Source organism: Hahella sp. NBU794, assembly GCF_050749805.1.
GTDB lineage: Bacteria > Pseudomonadota > Gammaproteobacteria > Pseudomonadales > Oleiphilaceae > Hahella.
In genome coordinates this window covers 6,008,094-6,025,037 of sequence record NZ_CP192738.1, presented here as the reverse complement: position 1 = coordinate 6,025,037, position 16,944 = coordinate 6,008,094, and the positions used below count along the sequence as shown (strand labels likewise).

General features: G+C 53.4%; 16 protein-coding genes. 10 read left to right on the top strand and 6 right to left on the bottom strand.

Annotated elements, in window-relative coordinates:
* Positions 1-13: 13 nt before the first annotated feature.
* Positions 14-1,063: a DUF2333 family protein gene (locus tag ACQYWX_RS26285; RefSeq protein WP_431686907.1), complete on the top strand. Its 1,050-nt coding sequence runs from the start codon at positions 14-16 to the stop codon at positions 1,061-1,063.
* 32 nt (positions 1,064-1,095) lie between these two features.
* On the opposite strand, the gene ACQYWX_RS26280 is transcribed toward ACQYWX_RS26285, so the two are convergent.
* On the bottom strand, positions 1,096-1,872 hold the full coding sequence (locus ACQYWX_RS26280) for an aldo/keto reductase (protein WP_431686906.1): 777 nt from the start codon (positions 1,870-1,872) through the stop codon (positions 1,096-1,098).
* Positions 1,869-3,071 (bottom strand): NAD(P)/FAD-dependent oxidoreductase, encoded by a 1,203-nt coding sequence (locus ACQYWX_RS26275; RefSeq protein WP_431686905.1) that lies wholly within the window; start codon positions 3,069-3,071, stop codon positions 1,869-1,871. The genes ACQYWX_RS26280 and ACQYWX_RS26275 overlap by 4 nt, the downstream gene beginning before the upstream one ends.
* A 150-nt stretch (positions 3,072-3,221) precedes the next feature.
* Here ACQYWX_RS26275 and waaA point away from each other — a divergent pair, with 150 nt between their 5' ends.
* Positions 3,222-4,496: a lipid IV(A) 3-deoxy-D-manno-octulosonic acid transferase gene (gene waaA, locus ACQYWX_RS26270; RefSeq protein WP_431686904.1), complete on the top strand. Its 1,275-nt coding sequence runs from the start codon at positions 3,222-3,224 to the stop codon at positions 4,494-4,496.
* Between the two features lie 58 nt (positions 4,497-4,554).
* Here the strand turns inward: waaA and ACQYWX_RS26265 are convergent, their stop codons facing one another.
* A complete protein-coding gene (locus ACQYWX_RS26265) occupies positions 4,555-5,883 on the bottom strand; it encodes a TolC family outer membrane protein (RefSeq protein ID WP_216738659.1) in 1,329 nt (442 codons plus the stop codon).
* Between the two features lie 398 nt (positions 5,884-6,281).
* On the opposite strand from ACQYWX_RS26265, the gene nudF reads away from it, so the two are divergent.
* From nudF to gcvH, 5 genes are all read left to right on the top strand, one after another.
* Complete coding sequence (nudF, locus tag ACQYWX_RS26260; RefSeq protein WP_216738660.1) at positions 6,282-6,929, top strand: ADP-ribose diphosphatase; 648 nt, start codon at positions 6,282-6,284, stop codon at positions 6,927-6,929.
* Between the two features lie 37 nt (positions 6,930-6,966).
* A complete protein-coding gene (locus ACQYWX_RS26255; RefSeq protein WP_216738661.1) occupies positions 6,967-7,410 on the top strand; it encodes a DUF1249 domain-containing protein in 444 nt (147 codons plus the stop codon).
* Between the two features lie 208 nt (positions 7,411-7,618).
* Positions 7,619-8,422: a 3',5'-cyclic-AMP phosphodiesterase gene (gene cpdA, locus ACQYWX_RS26250; RefSeq protein ID WP_431686903.1), complete on the top strand. Its 804-nt coding sequence runs from the start codon at positions 7,619-7,621 to the stop codon at positions 8,420-8,422.
* 52 nt (positions 8,423-8,474) lie between these two features.
* On the top strand, positions 8,475-9,068 hold the full coding sequence (locus tag ACQYWX_RS26245) for a YqiA/YcfP family alpha/beta fold hydrolase (RefSeq protein WP_431686902.1): 594 nt from the start codon (positions 8,475-8,477) through the stop codon (positions 9,066-9,068).
* A gap of 91 nt (positions 9,069-9,159) precedes the next feature.
* Entirely contained in the window at positions 9,160-9,555 is a 396-nt protein-coding gene (gene gcvH / locus ACQYWX_RS26240) for a glycine cleavage system protein GcvH (protein ID WP_216738664.1), read from the top strand.
* A gap of 65 nt (positions 9,556-9,620) precedes the next feature.
* On the opposite strand, the gene ACQYWX_RS26235 is transcribed toward gcvH, so the two are convergent.
* Positions 9,621-10,496: an HDOD domain-containing protein gene (locus tag ACQYWX_RS26235; RefSeq protein WP_431686901.1), complete on the bottom strand. Its 876-nt coding sequence runs from the start codon at positions 10,494-10,496 to the stop codon at positions 9,621-9,623.
* 192 nt (positions 10,497-10,688) lie between these two features.
* Here ACQYWX_RS26235 and ACQYWX_RS26230 point away from each other — a divergent pair, with 192 nt between their 5' ends.
* Positions 10,689-11,882, top strand: coding sequence for a class I SAM-dependent rRNA methyltransferase (locus tag ACQYWX_RS26230; RefSeq protein ID WP_431686900.1), 1,194 nt, complete (start codon positions 10,689-10,691; stop codon positions 11,880-11,882).
* A 53-nt stretch (positions 11,883-11,935) separates the two neighbouring features.
* Here the strand turns inward: ACQYWX_RS26230 and ACQYWX_RS26225 are convergent, their stop codons facing one another.
* Positions 11,936-13,093 (bottom strand): imelysin family protein, encoded by a 1,158-nt coding sequence (locus ACQYWX_RS26225; protein ID WP_431686899.1) that lies wholly within the window; start codon positions 13,091-13,093, stop codon positions 11,936-11,938.
* Positions 13,090-13,746, bottom strand: a complete 657-nt coding sequence (locus ACQYWX_RS26220) for an HAD family hydrolase (RefSeq protein ID WP_431686898.1) — start codon at positions 13,744-13,746, stop codon at positions 13,090-13,092. The genes ACQYWX_RS26225 and ACQYWX_RS26220 overlap by 4 nt, the downstream gene beginning before the upstream one ends.
* A gap of 240 nt (positions 13,747-13,986) precedes the next feature.
* Here ACQYWX_RS26220 and rppH point away from each other — a divergent pair, with 240 nt between their 5' ends.
* Positions 13,987-14,472, top strand: a complete 486-nt coding sequence (gene rppH / locus ACQYWX_RS26215; RefSeq protein ID WP_216738669.1) for an RNA pyrophosphohydrolase — start codon at positions 13,987-13,989, stop codon at positions 14,470-14,472.
* Between the two features lie 12 nt (positions 14,473-14,484).
* Complete coding sequence (ptsP, locus tag ACQYWX_RS26210) at positions 14,485-16,761, top strand: phosphoenolpyruvate--protein phosphotransferase (protein ID WP_279506266.1); 2,277 nt, start codon at positions 14,485-14,487, stop codon at positions 16,759-16,761.
* Positions 16,762-16,944 lie beyond the last annotated feature (183 nt).

The window sequence follows — 16,944 nt, the reverse complement described above, 5'->3', positions numbered from 1 at the left end:
AGCGGCAATATCTATGTGGCAGGCGATAAAAGACTTTTTTAATGAACGCGGAGAAGAACTCGGCGATTACGTGGGAGGTGTTTTTTTGGCTAAATTGATTGGCGGCGCTCTGGGCGTATATTTAGTCGCCGCATTATTTGTGGGTTGGTACTGGAGCTCTGAACCAGAGCTATTTGAGGTGGGCCCCAAAGCCAGGAGCGTGGTGACGGATCAGAACCGCCCGCTGGTCGTCGGCAGTACGACTACGGCGACGCTTATCACCCTGGTCGATACCTTACTGGAAAAGCCCGGCGGTTATATTTCCAACGACGTATTCCCTCCCGGCCTATGGTTGGACAACATTTCCCATTGGGAATATGGCGTGCTGGTGCAAGTCAGAGACCTGAGCCGCGCCTTGCGTAAAGATATCAGCCGTTCTCAAAGTCAGTCGACGGAAGACCGCGACCTGACGGTGGCGGAGCCTCAGTTTAACTTTGACAGCCGCTCCTGGGTGATTCCTTCTACTGAGGATGAATACCGCCGCGGATTGAAAGCGCTGCGCAGTTATCTGAACCGTTTGTCTGATCCAAACAAGCCTGACGCTCAGTTTTACGCCCGTGCGGATAACCTGCGCAACTGGCTGTCTGATGTGGAAACGCGTCTTGGCAGCTTGTCGCAACGCTTGAGTGAAAGCGTCGGCAAACGGCAGTTGGATATGGCGCTGGCTGGCGACAAGTCGGCGAAGCAGTCCACACCGGGGCAGGGTGAAGTGGAGTTGAAGACTTCCTGGCTGGAGATCGACGATGTCTTTTATGAGGCGCGCGGCACTGCTTGGGCGTTGATTCACATACTCAAAGCCATTGAAGTGGACTTCGGCGACGTGCTGAGAGATAAGAACGCGGTTGTCAGCCTGCGTCAAATTATCGTGGAGCTGGAGGCGACTCAGGAATCTGTGTGGAGCCCGGTCATTCTGAACGGCAGCGGCTTTGGCGTACTCGCCAACCACTCGCTGACCATGGCGTCTTTCATCTCCAGAGCTAATGCGGCGATTATCGATTTGCGCAGCCTGCTGGCCCAGGGGTAAGGAAATTCGATTGGCGACGACGCGCGCTATCGTTACACAGGTAGCGCGCGGACGTTCTCTTTGAAGTGCTCAGGATTGATGGTGCCGATAATAGCGCTGGATACGCCGGGATGGGCGAATACGAACTCCATGCTTTTCCGCAAGGGATCTTCATGGGGGCCGACGCAGATATGGCCGCTGGCCAGCGCCTTTTTGATCAAAACGCCCTTTTGATGCGCTTGCGCATAGTCCAGTACGGGCTTTTCTTCCTGATGCTCCAGATTGTAAGTGACCATGGCGACATCGCCTTGTTGCAGAGCGGCAATGCCGCCCTCCACCGTCTTGCCGGAGAGCCCAATGGCGCGAATCATTCCTTTGGCCTTTAGTTCCGCCAGGGCTTGCAGCGTGCCTTCTTTCTGCAGAATCGCCATGTCGTCGCCATCGGAATGAATTAGCACGATGTCGATATAGTCGGTGCGCAGCCGTTGCAGGCTACGCTCGACGCTCATTCGGGTATGTTCCGGCGTGAAGTTGAAATAGGACTGTCCGTCAACGAATTCTTCACCCACTTTGCTGCAAATCACCCAGCGCTGGCGGCGACCTTGCAGTAGTCGGCCCAGGCGGGTCTCGCTGGAGCCGTAGGCTGGCGCCGTATCGATCAGGTTTACCCCCAAGTCTTCCGCCAAACCGATTAACGCCAGAGCTTGCTGATCATCGGGAATTTTGAAGGCGGTGGGGTATTTTACTCCTTGATCGCGTCCCAGTTTAACCGTGCCTAAACCTAGCAGGCTGACTTCGATGCCGGTGTCGCCAAGCGGACGGTATTTCATGACAGCATCTCCTGCCACACTGGCGCGCTGATGCCGGGGCGGGGAAGGAAACTCAACGCTCCCAGGTCGCTTGCCGTTCCAGGCTCGACGCCGTCCGCCTGCAGCTGCGCCATGACGGTGTCGACCAGATTAGGCGTTAGCGCCAGTTTGGTTGGCCAGCAGGTCATAACATTTTTTTCACTGTGAACGAACGCCGTATCTGGTCGCAACATGCCTTTTTGCTGAGGCTCTGCGCGATGGATCAGGAAGCTGGACCAGCGGGATTCGCCGAGGTCAATCCAGGGGAGAAGATCTTTCACCAGGGTTTTGGCGGAATTGATCTGCGTTTCGCGGTCGAGCTCGACCCCAGTTTCCGCCAGATTGCCGCCCAAGTACCAGACGGGCTGGCCGTCCTTCATGTAGTGGGTAGTGATGGTCAGCAACGGCTTGGAGCCGGCGCCAATGCAATGTGCATAAACCGGGTGCGGATACTGATGGCGCACGATCACCATGTGCAGGGGTCTGCGTTGCATGGCGGGGCGATGCAGCTGGGCTCCGTGCAGGACGCTTTCATTGCCTTCTCCCGCTGCGAGGATGAAGCGCTTGGCCTTGACGCGCACACGCTTGTTTTTGCCTACCAGGTGCATCTCCACGATTTCCCCTTGATCCTGCACTAATGTGCCGGGCTGGGTGCAGTCATACTGGAGAATGCCATCGCTGAATGGGGAGATCAGCGCATTGATCACTGTGGGGACGTCCAGCACTAATTCATTCAGTGCGTAGAAGTTGCCATGGAAGTCTGGCGTATTGAATGCAGCGGGACGTTCTGTGGAGGCGTCTCCAGAAACTTTGCCGCGCACGGCCTTACTGGCGAAGAACGCCGTTAGCTTGGAAACAAGGCGATCGCGGGACCACATGTAGTGATACTCGGAGAGCACGCGGGCAGAGCTGAGGTCTACGTCTCCCTCGCCTTTCAGGCAGGCGCGCCAGCGATCCGGCATTTCCGAAATGGCGTTAGCGGCGGTAGTTAGCGCCCCATTGAGGGTGTATTTGGCTCCGCCATGAATAATGCCCTGTGAACGAACGCTTTGTCCGCCGCCCAGGGTTTTCTTCTCCAATAGCAGCGTGCTATAGCCCGCTTTGCGCAGCCGATAGTTCAGCCATAGCCCAGCGATTCCCCCGCCGATAATGACGACATCTGTCTCTAGAGTTTCTGCCATTCGGTGGCTCCATTACGAAAAATGCGCGCCATTATAGCCGTTCGTCAGACCGAACCCAAACCCGCCGCGAGCATCATGAACAAGATTTAAAAGCCTGATCGCTCTTCCGGCGCTGTGCTAAACTCGCCTCCGGTTTGAAAGAGCGGCGATATGGCGAGATTCCTTTACACACTCATTTACTACTTGATTCTTCCTCTAATTCTAGCCCGTCTGTACTGGCGAGGTCGCGCGGCGCCCGCTTATCGGTTACGTTGGCGGGAGCGTTTAGGATGGTTCAAGGCGCCGGCGTTCGCACAGCGACCGCTCTGGGTTCATAGTGTCTCTGTTGGTGAAACGGTTGCGGCGGCGCTGTTGGTGAATCGTCTTCTGAAGGAGCATCCGGAACGTCCTATTGTCGTGACCACCATGACGCCCACTGGCTCGGAGCGGGTGAAGGCGTTATTTGGCGATCGCGTATTTCATGTCTACGCGCCTTATGATCTTCCCGGTCCTATTATGCGTTTTTTGCGCCGCCTGAACCCCTGCGCTCTGATTATTATGGAAACGGAGCTATGGCCCAACTGGATAGCTCTGTGCGCGGCGCAAGGCGTTCCCTCAATGGTGGCCAATGCGCGGCTTTCCGAGCGCTCCGCCAAGGGGTATGGCAAAGTCTCCGCCATTACTCGACCGATGCTGCAGAAGCTGTCCTGGGTGGCGGCGCAAAATGCTGTGGATGGCGGTCGTTTTGTGGCCTTGGGCTTACCTCAGGAGCGTCTCAGCGTCACCGGAAGCATTAAATTCGATATCAGCGTGAGCGAAGAGCTGCGTGCGCAGAGCCTGGCGCTTAGAGACGCTTGGGGTGGACCCAAACGCTTCGTCTGGGTGGCCGGAAGCACTCATGAAGGCGAAGACGCTGTGATTCTGGCGGCGCATCAACAACTGTTGGCGTATCGTCCTGATGCGCTCCTGGTGATTGTTCCCAGACATCCTGAGCGCTTCGATAAAGTGGGCGAGGATATCCTGCGGGCGGGGCTACGTATGGTCAGGCGCAGCAGTAATGCAACAGTAACCCCGGAGACGCAGGTTTTACTCGGCGACACCATGGGGGAGCTGCTGCGCTTTTACGCCGCCGCCGACTTGGCTTTTGTCGGCGGAAGCCTGGTCGATACGGGAGGGCATAACCCCTTGGAGCCCGCGGCAGTGGGTAAACCTGTATTGATGGGGCCGGCCGTGTTCAATTTTGCCGATATCTGCGCGCAACTGGAGCAGGCGCAAGGTCTGCGGTTTGTTGAGCGGGGAACGCTGGGAGACGTTTTATTAGCGCTGTGTGACGATGATGCAGCTAGGCTCCGTATGGGCGAGGCGGCGTCTAAAGTCGTCAATGATAATCGTGGGGCCCTGGATCGACTGCTGGAAGGCGTTCTACAGCAAGCGCCTCAGCGTTGATCATCAGGTAAACTAAAAAGCCGCAACTTAGTGCGGCTTTTTTAATGCTTGCAGAGGGTTAACGGGTCAATACGTTGACTGGCTCCGCCAACCACTTGTTCAGCTCATTGATGTCGTTGACCGACAAGACGCCAGCGGTTTGCTTGAACGACAGCGTGTTCAGAACGAAGTCGTAACGCGCGTTGGCGTAGTTGCTGAGGGATGCGTAATAGCGGCGTTCTGAATCCAGAACTTCGACGATATTGCGCGTACCCACATCATAGCCGGCGCGAGTTGCCTGCAGCGCACTCTCGGAAGAAATGATTTCCTGTTTACGAGCTTGGATCGACTCAATATTGGTCTGCAGCGTCCGATAAAGACTGCGCAGTTGCAGACGAATATTACGCTGAGCGGTATTCAACGACTGCTCCGCTTGTTCCAGACGATAGCTTGCTTGACGCACGCCGGACTGGGTCGCTCCGCCGGTATAGATTGGAACGGAAAGATTTAAAGATACTGACAAATCATTGCTGCGTTCATCCGCTGCGCCACGGCCATCGGACTCACTAAAGCCATAGCTCGCTTTAGCGTCGAGGGTCGGGTAATGACCGGCTTTTTGGGCGGAAACGCTGCTTTGCGCGCTTTGCACGCTCCAACTGGCCGCCAAAACCTGAGGGTTGTTGGCGAACGCAGTTTCTTCCCATTTCACCGCAGAGTCAGGCGATACCTGCACAACAGGTAGGCTTTCGCTGAGCACCTGTACGGTATCGGTGTAGTCTCCGGTGATGCGCTGCAGGCTTTCTAATGCAACGTCCAGCTGTCCTTGAGCGTTGATGCGCGAGACTTTGCCTGAGTCATAGGTCGCTTTGGACTCATGCACCTCAGTGATGGCGATCAATCCAACTTCAAAGCGCTCTTTCGCTTGCTCCCACTGGCGCTGAAAAGCTTCTTCCGCGCGTTTGGCGGTAGTCAGGTTGTCCCAGGCGCGTAGTACGCCGAAATAGGCGTCAGCGGTGCGGAACAGTAAATCCTGCTCTGCGCTGCGCAGGTCTTCATCGGCGCGGTTACGGGAGTATTTGCTGGCTTGATAACTGTAGTATGTGTCTAGCTTCAATAACGGTTGGGTCAATGTGACTTCGCCGCCCTGGCTGACGTAACTGTCATCCGGGGTGAGCCGAGTGTCCACGTCATGGTGGGCGACGCTGGCGCCGGCGCCGACGCTGGGCATCAATCCCGCACGGGTTTGGATGACACTTTCTGCTTCCGCATTCCTTCCCGCCAGAGCGGCCGCCAGCTCAGAATCATATTGCAGGGCTTTATTGTAGGCGGTGGCGAGATCCATGGCTTGAGTGGAGGCGCTAAGGCATAGCGCCCCGATTGAGATAAGCAATTTGCTTGGTCGGAACATAACGTCGGGCACCCCTCTTTAACAGTCCGGGTTGTGTGGAGTAAACACTTGAAAATTCGTATGAATTAAAAATGCCGCACAGTTTAACGCAGAATGCGTCTCATTAGATCACGAAGTGTGGAAATAAATCATTACGTATGTATACGGTGATTACATGGGGCGGTATCTTCGGTTATTTATAGGCTCCGCGCAATAGCGCTCAGGTGAGGTGGCGCGGCATGGTCTACACTGCTAACTCGCTTTGAACTCAAATCTTGGCGGCCTTAAGTCCAGATAAGAAGCCGTAAAGCCATTGCAATCGAAAATGGTTTAACATGAAATGATTGCGCTTATCTGAGCGAAAACCCGCGTCGGAAAAGGCGATACGAAATCCGGATACTATGAGCGAGAGGTGAAAGGTGAAGCAGGATACCCAGAAACTGCCAGCGGACAGTCAATTTGGTAAGGACGATGTGGAAGTGATTTCCAGGCAGACTGGCTATCAGGGATTCTTTTCTATCCAGAAACTCGAACTCAGGCACAAGTTGTTCGCGGGCGCCTGGTCCGAGCCGATTCGCCGGGAGCTGTTTGTGCGCGGCGGCGCCACCTGTATGCTTCCTTATGACCCGGTGCGTGATCAGGTGGTGCTGTGTGAGCAGTTTCGTATTGGCGCTTTGTATGAAGGTTCATCGCCCTGGTTGATGGAGCTGGTGGCGGGAATCAATGAGGAAGGCGAAACGCCTGAAAGCGTTGCGTGTCGGGAAGCTCAGGAAGAGGCGGGACTGGAAGTGAAGGCTCTGCGTAAAATTCGCCACTATCTGCCGTCTCCCGGCGGAAGCTCGGAATCCATTGATCTGTTTTGTGGCTTGGTGAATGCGGAAGGGGTTGAGGGGCTGTATGGATTGCCCCATGAAGGAGAGGATATTCGCGTGCACGTGGTGAGCCGCGAGCAGGCTTATGCATGGGTGGAAAGCGGGCGTATCAAGGATGCAGCGGGAATCATTGCGTTACAGTGGCTGCAATTGAACCGCGAGCAATTGCTGGCGGAGTGGCGTGAGTTTTTATGAGATGATGATTTAAGACTTCAATTACGAAGGAGAATGCGTGAAACAACGGTACGTGCCAGACATCGCCCAATTCGGAGCTATCTGCGAAGCGAACTACTTTCGTCTGAGCAAGCTCGTCGCCGATAGGGAAGCCGGCTCGGAGGTCACCTATTCGCTGCATAATCATGCAGCCTATCTGGGGTTAATCCGTATAAAGGTACTGGAAGCCAGTCGTTATACTAACCTCTTGTTTTTGGAACAGGTTCACGCAATCGGTCGATGGGTGAATAATCCTCAGTTAACCGTTCGGATATATCACGACGCGCGTATGGCGGAAGTCATCAGCGCGGTGAATCATGCGCGAGTAGAGGCGGTGAACGATTATCCTAACGGCAAAATGCATTTGCCTGATGAAAAACTGCAGCTAAACCAGTTTCTTTCCGAGTGGCTGAATTATTGTCTTCACCATGGCCATTCGACGGAAGAGCTGAGAGACTTATAATCCCTCCGGCTCAATGTTAGCCGGCTGATTCAGGGACGAGTAAACAGCCGGTGACGGGCCAAAAGTGTCTGATTGTTGTGAAATAACACAAATTTCAATGATTATGTGACTGACTAACTGGAAAATGTCCATATCCGGCATATATTTTTTATAAGTAAGCAAAAGGATTTTCCCGTAACAACTCACTCAGACTGCGGCGGATGATGAGGTGGCGTCAGACAACAACCAAGCGTTAACCGTTATTCAGGTAACTGATTCCCATCTGCGGCGGGAACCGGACGGCACTCTATTGGGCATGAACACCCGGCGTAGTCTGGACGCGGTGTTGTCGCTTGTGCGCGCCAATCACGAGAGCCCGGATTTTGTGCTCGCCACCGGCGATATTGCACAGGATGGGTCAACGGAGGCGTATGAGTGCTTCCACGAGAAAATGCTGCCGTTTCAGTGCCCGATTTACTGGTTTTCCGGTAATCACGATGACCCGGGCGTCATGGCCAAAGCGGTGCGAAATCCCGAGTGTCTGGCCAAGGTGAAAATTTTCGGTCCCTGGAAACTGATCTTTCTCGACTCCTCTGTTCGACGCAAGGTATATGGCAAGTTGGCCAAAAAAGAGTTGCAGTTATTGAAAGCGGAGCTGGAGAAAGATCAGGACAAACACGTGATCATCTGCTTCCATCATCACCCTGTCGATGTGAACTGCGCTTGGCTGGACACCATTGGGTTGCATAATCGGGATGATTTCTTCTCTGTGATCGACGCCTACGATCATGTCCGGCTGATACTTTGGGGGCACATTCACCAGGAATATGACCAGATGCGCAATGGTGTGCGGCTTCTGGCGACGCCGTCCACCTGCGTGCAATTCAAGCCTTACAGCGAGGATTTCGCGGTGGACAATCTGGCGCCGGGATATCGTTGGTTGAAGCTGTATCCTGATGGACGGGTGGACACTTCCGTCGTGCGGGCCAGTCATATTGAGTTCGAGGTGGACCTCTCCAGTAAAGGCTATTGAGCGTGGGCTCTTACCGCCGTCATGACGACTTTCCTTTAGTTTGCGAGTATTGATGAATCATTCCTGTATTCTTTATATACATGGCTTTAACAGCTCCCCGCAGTCTTTTAAAGCGCAGTGCGCCCAACAATGGCTTTCCAAAAATCATCCGAACATAGAGCTTGCTATTCCCGATCTGCATTATTCGCCTTTAGCGGCGATGGAGCGATTGGAGAGAGAGTATTTCGCAGGAAACGATAGGCCTCTGGGAGTCATCGGCAGCTCGCTGGGGGGCTACTACGCGGCTTATCTGCACCATAAATATGGTGTTTCCGCGGCATTGATTAATCCCGCGGTCAGACCCTATGATCTGCTGGAAGGATATCTGGGGTTGAATAAAAATCTCTACACGGGCGAAGAGTACTTGCTGGAGCCTCACCACATGGATGAGTTGCTGGCGCTGGATTCTCCTCCTCCGGTTTCAGGAGAGCGTGTTTATACCTTACTGCAGACCGGCGACGCCACTTTGAACTACCGTGAGGCGGCGCTGAAGTTCTCCGCCTGCGCGCTCTGGGTGCAACCCGGCGGGTCGCATGAGTTCGAGGATTTCGAGCGGGTTTTGCCCAGTATCGTAAATTTTTTTCTATCGTCTACAATCCAGAAATGACGATAAAAGGATTTTAATAACGCAAACCTAAGTATGTCCGTATAAAATACCCGAATATTAACCTAATGAATTGACAAAGAAGGGTCAAAAGATGAGCAGCGTTCCAAGTGAACTGAAATACAGCCCCACTCACGAATGGGTGTTGTTGGAAGACAACGGCGTGGTGACTGTAGGCATTACCGATCACGCTCAGGATTTATTGGGTGACATCGTGTTTGTCGAGCTGCCTGAGGTCGGAGCGGAACTGGGCGCAGGCGACAACGCTGGTGTCGTAGAGTCCGTCAAGGCCGCATCTGACATCTACTCGCCGGTCACCGGGGAAGTGGTGGAAGTCAATGAGGCGCTGCAAGAGTCTCCAGAGCTGGTCAACAGCGACCCTTACAACGATGGCTGGCTCTTCAAAATCAAGATCGCCGACGTTAAAGAGCTGGAAGGCATGATGGATGCCGAAGCTTACACAGCACAGTGTGAAGCGGAAGAAGGCTGATTCGCCGGCTTGATACACATTGCATGCGTCCGGGATGCCCCGGGCGCTGCTTGATTCTAGAATGCTTAGCGGTAGTTGCTGACGCTGACGCCCATTTCTGAAAACGACTCTTTCATCTCATCCACGTCGTAGTTGGTTAACCCGACGAACTCCAGTACATCTTTTTGGATACGGTTCCATTCATGGTCCACTGATTGCCTGCCCAGCACGTGAAAATTTCCGCAGATGTGTTCGGATATCTTCAGTACCGCCAATATGGTTTTTTTCTCCGGATTGCGGCTTTCCCGGTCGCCAAAGATCCTCTCTGCGCTGTGATGCTCTGCAATGGCTTCGCAGAGGTGTTTGGGCAGATTCCAGGATTTGGCGGTGTAGTAGCCGACTACTGCATGATTAGTGTTCAGGCGCTCGTTCTCGGTTTCAGTGATGCGTATATCCGCGTGACTGTATGCTTCTTCAACCACCTGTAGATAGTTGGGGAAACGCTGAATCATCAGAGGAATGCCGCAGTTATGAAACAGCCCCAACAGATAAGCCTCATCCGGGGACTGGTAACCGATTTTCTTGGCGATATTGGCTGAGATGCTGGAAATATCGTTAGCGGTATCCCAGAAGCGAGTGAGCTCCACGATATGCTCATCGGACATCTCGCCCTTGATGGAAATGCCGTTGATGATGTTGACCACGCTTTTTAGTCCTAAAAGAGAAACCGCCTGGGCGATAGACGCAATCTTGTTGGACAGGCCGAACATGGGGGAATTAACGAACTTCAACACTGTGCCGGCGAGCCCCACATCCTGACTGATAAGCTGGGCGATACGGCTGATATCCGGGTCGGGCATCACCTGTTCCATTTGAATATCCACCAGTATTTGCGGCTGCGGCGGTATTTTTATTCCCTGCAGAATATGCTGGATTTGCTCTTCGTTGAGTTCGGTGCTCATGAGGACTCCTATGTGAATACAGCGGATGCGACGCCGCAAATTTAAGTTTAGTCCAACTGATAAAGTCCGGGGTGTTGATGATGGCGAGCTTGACCGATATTAAGCGGCTTTGAGAGGGCTTTATCAGTTATAATCCGCGCCGTTTTATCGAATCACCAGCGCCAGCGGCGCAGCAACTAAAGAGGGGCGAATATGGATGCGGGCGTACTGCGTTTACGGGAAAATGCCGACAAGCGGCTTCGTAGCGGGCATTTGTGGGTATACAGCAACGAAATCGATATTCAGAAAACGCCACTGACTGAATTGGCGGCGGGGCAACCTGTCGTTATCGAAAACGCAAAGGGAAAACCGCTGGCGGCGGCCTTTGCTAATCCTCATGCATTGATTTGCGCACGCATAGTCAGCCGCAGCCCCAAATTGTTTCTCTCTCGCTCTTTGTTGAAAAAGCGGATGCAGGCGGCGGACGAATGGCGTAGCCAGTTGTTCGGAACCCCGCATTATCGGATGGTATTTGGTGACAGCGATGGGCTGTCAGGTTTGGTGATTGACCGTTTCGGCGCTGACTTTGTAGCACAAATCTCCACAGCGGGAATGGAGCAGTTCAAGGACGATGTCGTCGATATCCTCAAAAATAATTTTTCCGCTCGCACTGTGATCCTGAAAAATGACGGCAAGATGCGTGAAGTGGAAGGACTGGAGCGCTATACCCAGTGTTTTGGAGATGAGATTGAAACGCTGGAAGTGATTGAAAACGGCGTAACCATGTCTGCGCCTGCCCAGGGCGGCCAAAAAACGGGATGGTTCTATGATCATCGTCCCAATCGCGCCGCTCTGTTTCCCTGGGTGAAAGGCAAGCGCGTGCTGGACTTGTTCAGTTACGTGGGCGGCTGGGGTGTGCAGACCCTGGCCAATGGCGCGGAATCAGTCACCTTCGTCGACTCATCTGAAAGCGCATTGGAATGGGCCCAGCGAAACTGCCGCCTGCAGATGGAAAATCCGCCATGCCGTTTTATCCGTGAAGATGCTTTCAATGCATTGGAAAATCTGTGTCAGGAAAAAGAAAAGTTTGATGTGGTGATTGTCGATCCGCCTGCGCTGATACCTCGTCGCAAAGATCAAAAGCAAGGCGAGCGGGCTTATCAGCGTTTGAATCAGATGGCGCTGCGATTGACGGCTCCTGGCGGCATGCTGATGTCAGCTTCTTGTTCCATGCATCTTTCTTCTGAGCGCCTGAGAGATATCCTGCGAGCATCGGCGCGAGAAGTCGATCGTACGGCGCAATTGATATTCCAAGGCGGGCAGGGCGCGGATCATCCGATTCTCCCGGCGATACCTGAGACGGACTACATCAAGGCCATGCTGCTGCGCGTTACGCCGACTTTGTAAAGGTTGCCTGGAAGGAGTGATGGCCGGAGTTATCCGGCCATGAGAATGCAGTCTTAGTTCCCGGCGAACCGGATAATGATTTGCTCCCGAAGTTGCAGCGCCTGATTTTCGCAGATGGCGATCTGTTCTTCGTTATCCTCGGCGGTGGCGCTCAATGCCGTCAGGCAGCCCTCCAGTTTAAGTCGAAGCTCCTTAAGACTGCTGCGAGTCTGGGCGTCTGTAAACAGCGCCGGCTCTGTCAGAAAAGGCTGCATGGCCCTCATTCGTCCGTGCCAAAAATGGGCCGCGTCCTGACTGAACTCCAAGTGCTCCTGAAATCGCCAGCCGGGTTCGCCGTCCTTAGGTTTCAAGGCACCGACCACTTCACGGTCAATAAAGTCGATCAGTGCGATAAGCCAGGGGTTGGCTTCTCGCACTGCTTCCATCTGGCTCATGCTTTTTCCTTTCAGGAAGATGCTCCCGGAAGGCGGCCGCCAGGCGGCGGAGAATTCCGTCATGTCTTGCACCAGGCGCTCGCCTTGCAAGCGCAGAAGCTCACGTCGGCGCTCTGTATCAGGAGCGTCGGCGTTCACGATAAAGCGAGCGGACTGTTGCGCTGGATCGTTATGCGACCAGAGCATGAACTCAATCGGATGCATTCCGTAAACCAGATAGTAATCGTCCGCAAACTGATGCTGCTCACTCAACGTTGCGTTGTCGATTTCAAGGTCTTCTGCATAGGTCAGTCCACTTTTCGGATAGCCGGGCACTTCGTCAAGGTAACCGCCCAGCAGCGGCGCGGCGTCTAAAAGCGAAGCGCGGTTATATGGCGCTCCAGGCGCTTTGTGCTTGAGGTAGTTTTTCGCCGCTGGTAACTGGCTCCACACTTTAAGCTCTTGTAATACCGTATGCGCTTGCAACCAATTTTCCCTGGCTTCGTTGAGAGTCTCTGGAGTTGGCGTACTGATAAATTCTTGTAGGCCGCGATTCAGCTTTTCTATCGCATGCAGGGCGGCGTCATGTTTTTCCGTTGCCGCGTTCCAAAGTGGCGACACCACTGCTGCGTCCGTCACTTTGGCGTCAACCTGCTCCTTTGCGGGGAGTGGCGTGGCGGGCTGCTGAGGCGCTGGCGATTCACTGGATAAATTCCGTTCCGCGCTTTTATCGCAGGCAGCTAACGCGACGCACAGCAAGAGCAGCTGGATCGCAATATGACGTCCGCCCATTCTCATGGGCGCAGACTCATGATTTCCCAGCCGCGCTCGCGAGCAGTTTGCAGCAGATGCTCATCACCATCGACCACAACAGGATTACCGACATGCTCCAGAAGGGGAATGTCGTTGTGGGAATCACTATAGAAGTAGGCGTCTGACAGATCAAAAGGGTTGTGTTGCAGCCACTCACGCAGACGCGTCACTTTCCCGGCCTGATAGCTTGGTGTGCCGCTGACTTTGCCTGTATAACGGTTGTTGATGAACTCAGGCTCGGTGGCGATCAGCTCATCGACTTCCAGCAAGTCGGCGATAGGTTGAGTGACGAAGCGATTGGTGGCGGTGATGATAAGCAGGTAATCGCCTTTGTCGCGGTGGCTGCGGAGCAGCTCAAGCGCTTTGGGAAGCAGGAGAGGGCGAATCGACTCTTCGACAAATTCTTTTCGCCACTGATGCAATTGCTCCAGCGGATGCTGAGTCAGAGGGCTTAGGGCGAATCCTAGGTATTTGAAGATATCCAGCTGACCTTTCAGGTAATCCTGATAGAACTCGTCATTTACGCGTTTGAAGTCTTCCTGATCGACAATTCCTCTGTGCACCAGAAAATCGCCCCAGGCGTGGTCGCTGTCGCCGGCGATGAGAGTATTGTCCAGATCAAAAATAGCTAGAGCCAATGCTTAAACTCCTCTGTGATGGGCGTGGGAATTGTACACTATAAAGGAAATCAATCCGTAGCGGCCAACTGTAGCGGAAACGAGGCGTGACGGGCGTCTGGGGTGACATTCTGTTATTTATTGACTAAATCCTAATATATTATTAGAAGAGTTAGCTAAAAGCCCTTAAAGTAAAGCTAATTTGTATACAGCTGTTCAATTGTGGAACAATGTTGAAAAAAATTATAAGGATGGCAGTTCGTGATAGACGCTGAAGGTTACCGTCCCAACGTCGGCATCATACTGTGCAACCCTCGCGGTGAAGTGTTCTGGGCCAGACGTATTGGACAAGACTCCTGGCAGTTTCCCCAAGGCGGCATTAAGAAAGACGAATCGCCTGAAGAGGCTCTGTTCAGAGAGCTAAAAGAAGAGGTAGGGCTGCCGCCTGAGGCTGTTGAGATTGTCGCTGGCACCCGCGGCTGGCTGCGTTACCGCCTGCCGAAGAAAATGATTCGCTATGACTCTCATCCCGTGTGTGTGGGGCAAAAGCAAAAGTGGTTCATGCTGCAGTTATTGGCGGATGAATCGGAGATCTGCACGAATTACACGGACAAACCTGAATTTGACGGCTGGCGCTGGGTCAGCTATTGGTATCCCCTCGGGCAGGTAGTATCCTTCAAACGAGAGGTGTATCGACGGGCGATGAGGGAGTTCGCTCCGGTCTTGTTCAAGCGTGAGGAAAGTTGAAGCGTCCCGCCTATGCTGAGTGTATTGCGTAGTATTGTACAAGAGGTTAACGCCGCTCCGAATCTGGGAGAGGCGTTGGAGCTTATTGTCAAACGCGTACATGAATCGATGGACACGGAAGTGTGCTCCATCTATCTGCTTGATCCAGAGACCAATCACTATATTTTGATGGCCACCCAGGGGCTTAATCCCGAGTCCATTGGTAAGGTTAAGCTGGGGCACTCAGAGGGTCTGGTTGGGTTGGTGGGGGTGCGTGAAGAACCTCTTAATCTGCATAATGCGCCAGCCCACCCCCGTTATCGTTATTTCCCTGAAACCGGCGAAGAAAAGTATAAGTCCTTTCTCGGCGTTCCTATTATTCATCACCGTAAAGTACTTGGCGTATTGGTTGTTCAGCAGCAGGCCAGTCGTCTGTTTGATGAGAGTGAAGAAGCTTTCCTGGTAACTATCTCCGCTCAGCTCGCCGCAGTTATCGCCCATGGGGAAGCGACGGGAATCATCTCCGGATTAAACTTTACCGGACAGAAAGCCCGGGACATTTGTTTTAAAGGCGTCGCTGGCGCATCAGGCGTCGCCATCGGTAAATGCGTCGTCAAGTTTCCTCACGCTGACCTGAAAGCCGTACCGGAAAAGCCCTGCACCGATATTGACGCAGAGATGTCGCTGTTTGACGCTGCGGTTGCGGCGGTGCGGCAAGATATCAAAGAGGTGGGCGAGCGTCTGTCTACGCAGTTGCGGCCGGAGGAGCAGGCTTTATTTGACGTTTATCTGGGCATGCTGGATGACAATGCGCTGAGTGGCGAAGTGAAGAACTTCATTCGCGAAGGTAACTGGGCTCAGGGCAGTCTTAAAGTCGTCGTGCAGGAATACGTGCGCCACTTCGAGGCGATCAACGACGCTTACCTGCGGGAGCGAGCGGTCGATATTAAAGACCTGGGGCAGAGAGTTCTGGCTTATCTGCAAAAACAGCATATTGATGAGCAGCGCGACTATCCGGAAAACACCATCCTGGTCAGTGAAGAGCTGACGCCATCCATGTTGGGCGAGGTGCCTCGCGAGAAGTTGTTGGGATTGGTGTCAGTGCAGGGTTCAGGTAACTCCCACGTTGCGATTCTCGCCAGAGCGATGGGGTTGCCGTGTGTGATGGGCGTTATAGATATGCCTATCAATAAGCTGGATGACAGAGACATCATTATTGATGGTTACAATGGCGAGATATACAGCCATCCATCTCCAGAGCTGTTGAGCTATTACAACTCAATCGTTGAGGAAGAGCAGCAAATTTCGAAGGGCCTGGAGGAGCTGCGCGATCTTCCCTGCGTCACCAAAGACGGTCATCACATGACATTATGGGTCAACACAGGCTTGATGACGGATGTCGTGCGCTCTTTGAATCATGGCGCAGAAGGGGTTGGGCTTTATCGCACGGAAGTCCCCTTTATGATCAACGACCGCTTTCCCAGTGAGCAGGAACAGCGGGATTGCTACCGCGAGCAGTTAGAGGCTTTTGCGCCCAGCATGGTCACCATGCGTACGCTGGATGTGGGTGGCGATAAGGCGTTGAGTTATTTTCCTATCAGTGAAGAGAATCCTTTCCTGGGCTGGCGCGGCATTCGCGTGACGCTGGATCACCCGGAAATTTTCCTGGTGCAGGTGCGGGCGATGCTGAAAGCCAGCGAAGGCCTGGATAATCTGCGTATCATGCTTCCCATGATTTCTAATATCTCGGAGATAGAGGAAGCGTTGCATCTGATCTATCGTGTCTACCACGAGGTCAGAGAAGAAGGCGCTAATGTGCGCATGCCGCCAGTAGGTGTAATGATTGAAGTGCCCAGCGCAATTTTTCAGGTCAAAGAAATTGCTGAGCGGGTGGACTTTATTTCCGTAGGCAGCAATGACCTGACTCAGTATATGTTGGCGGTGGATCGCAATAATCCGCGCGTTGCGTCTTTATATCACTCTTTCCATCCCTCCGTATTACAGGCGCTGTATAAGATTGCCTGCGACGCCCATGCCGTCGGAAAACAGGCGAGCATATGCGGAGAACTGGCGGGGGATCCCGGCGGCGCCATTTTGCTGACGGCGATGGGATATGATGTGCTGTCTATGAATGCGGTGAACCTGCCGAAAGTAAAATCCGTACTGCGCTCGATCTCACTGCGCTGGGCGGAAGACCTGTTACGCAGGCTGTTGATAATGGATAGTCCTCAAGTGATAAAAAGTACACTGGAGTTTGCGCTGAAAGAGGTCGGGTTTGAGCATCTTACACGTCCGGTGCGGCAAAACTAATCGGCTAAACCAAAGTCTCAGTGACGAACCACTCTGAAAGGCGCTTTAATGAGCCTGGGCGTTAAACGCGTCAAAGTGTCGATAGAATAAAGGAAAATGCGTCGTTATAACGCCATGTGAGGCTTTTCGTGATGACGTTTATTTAGTATGAATATTCTAATTCCGTCTGCTAGCGTTTGAATT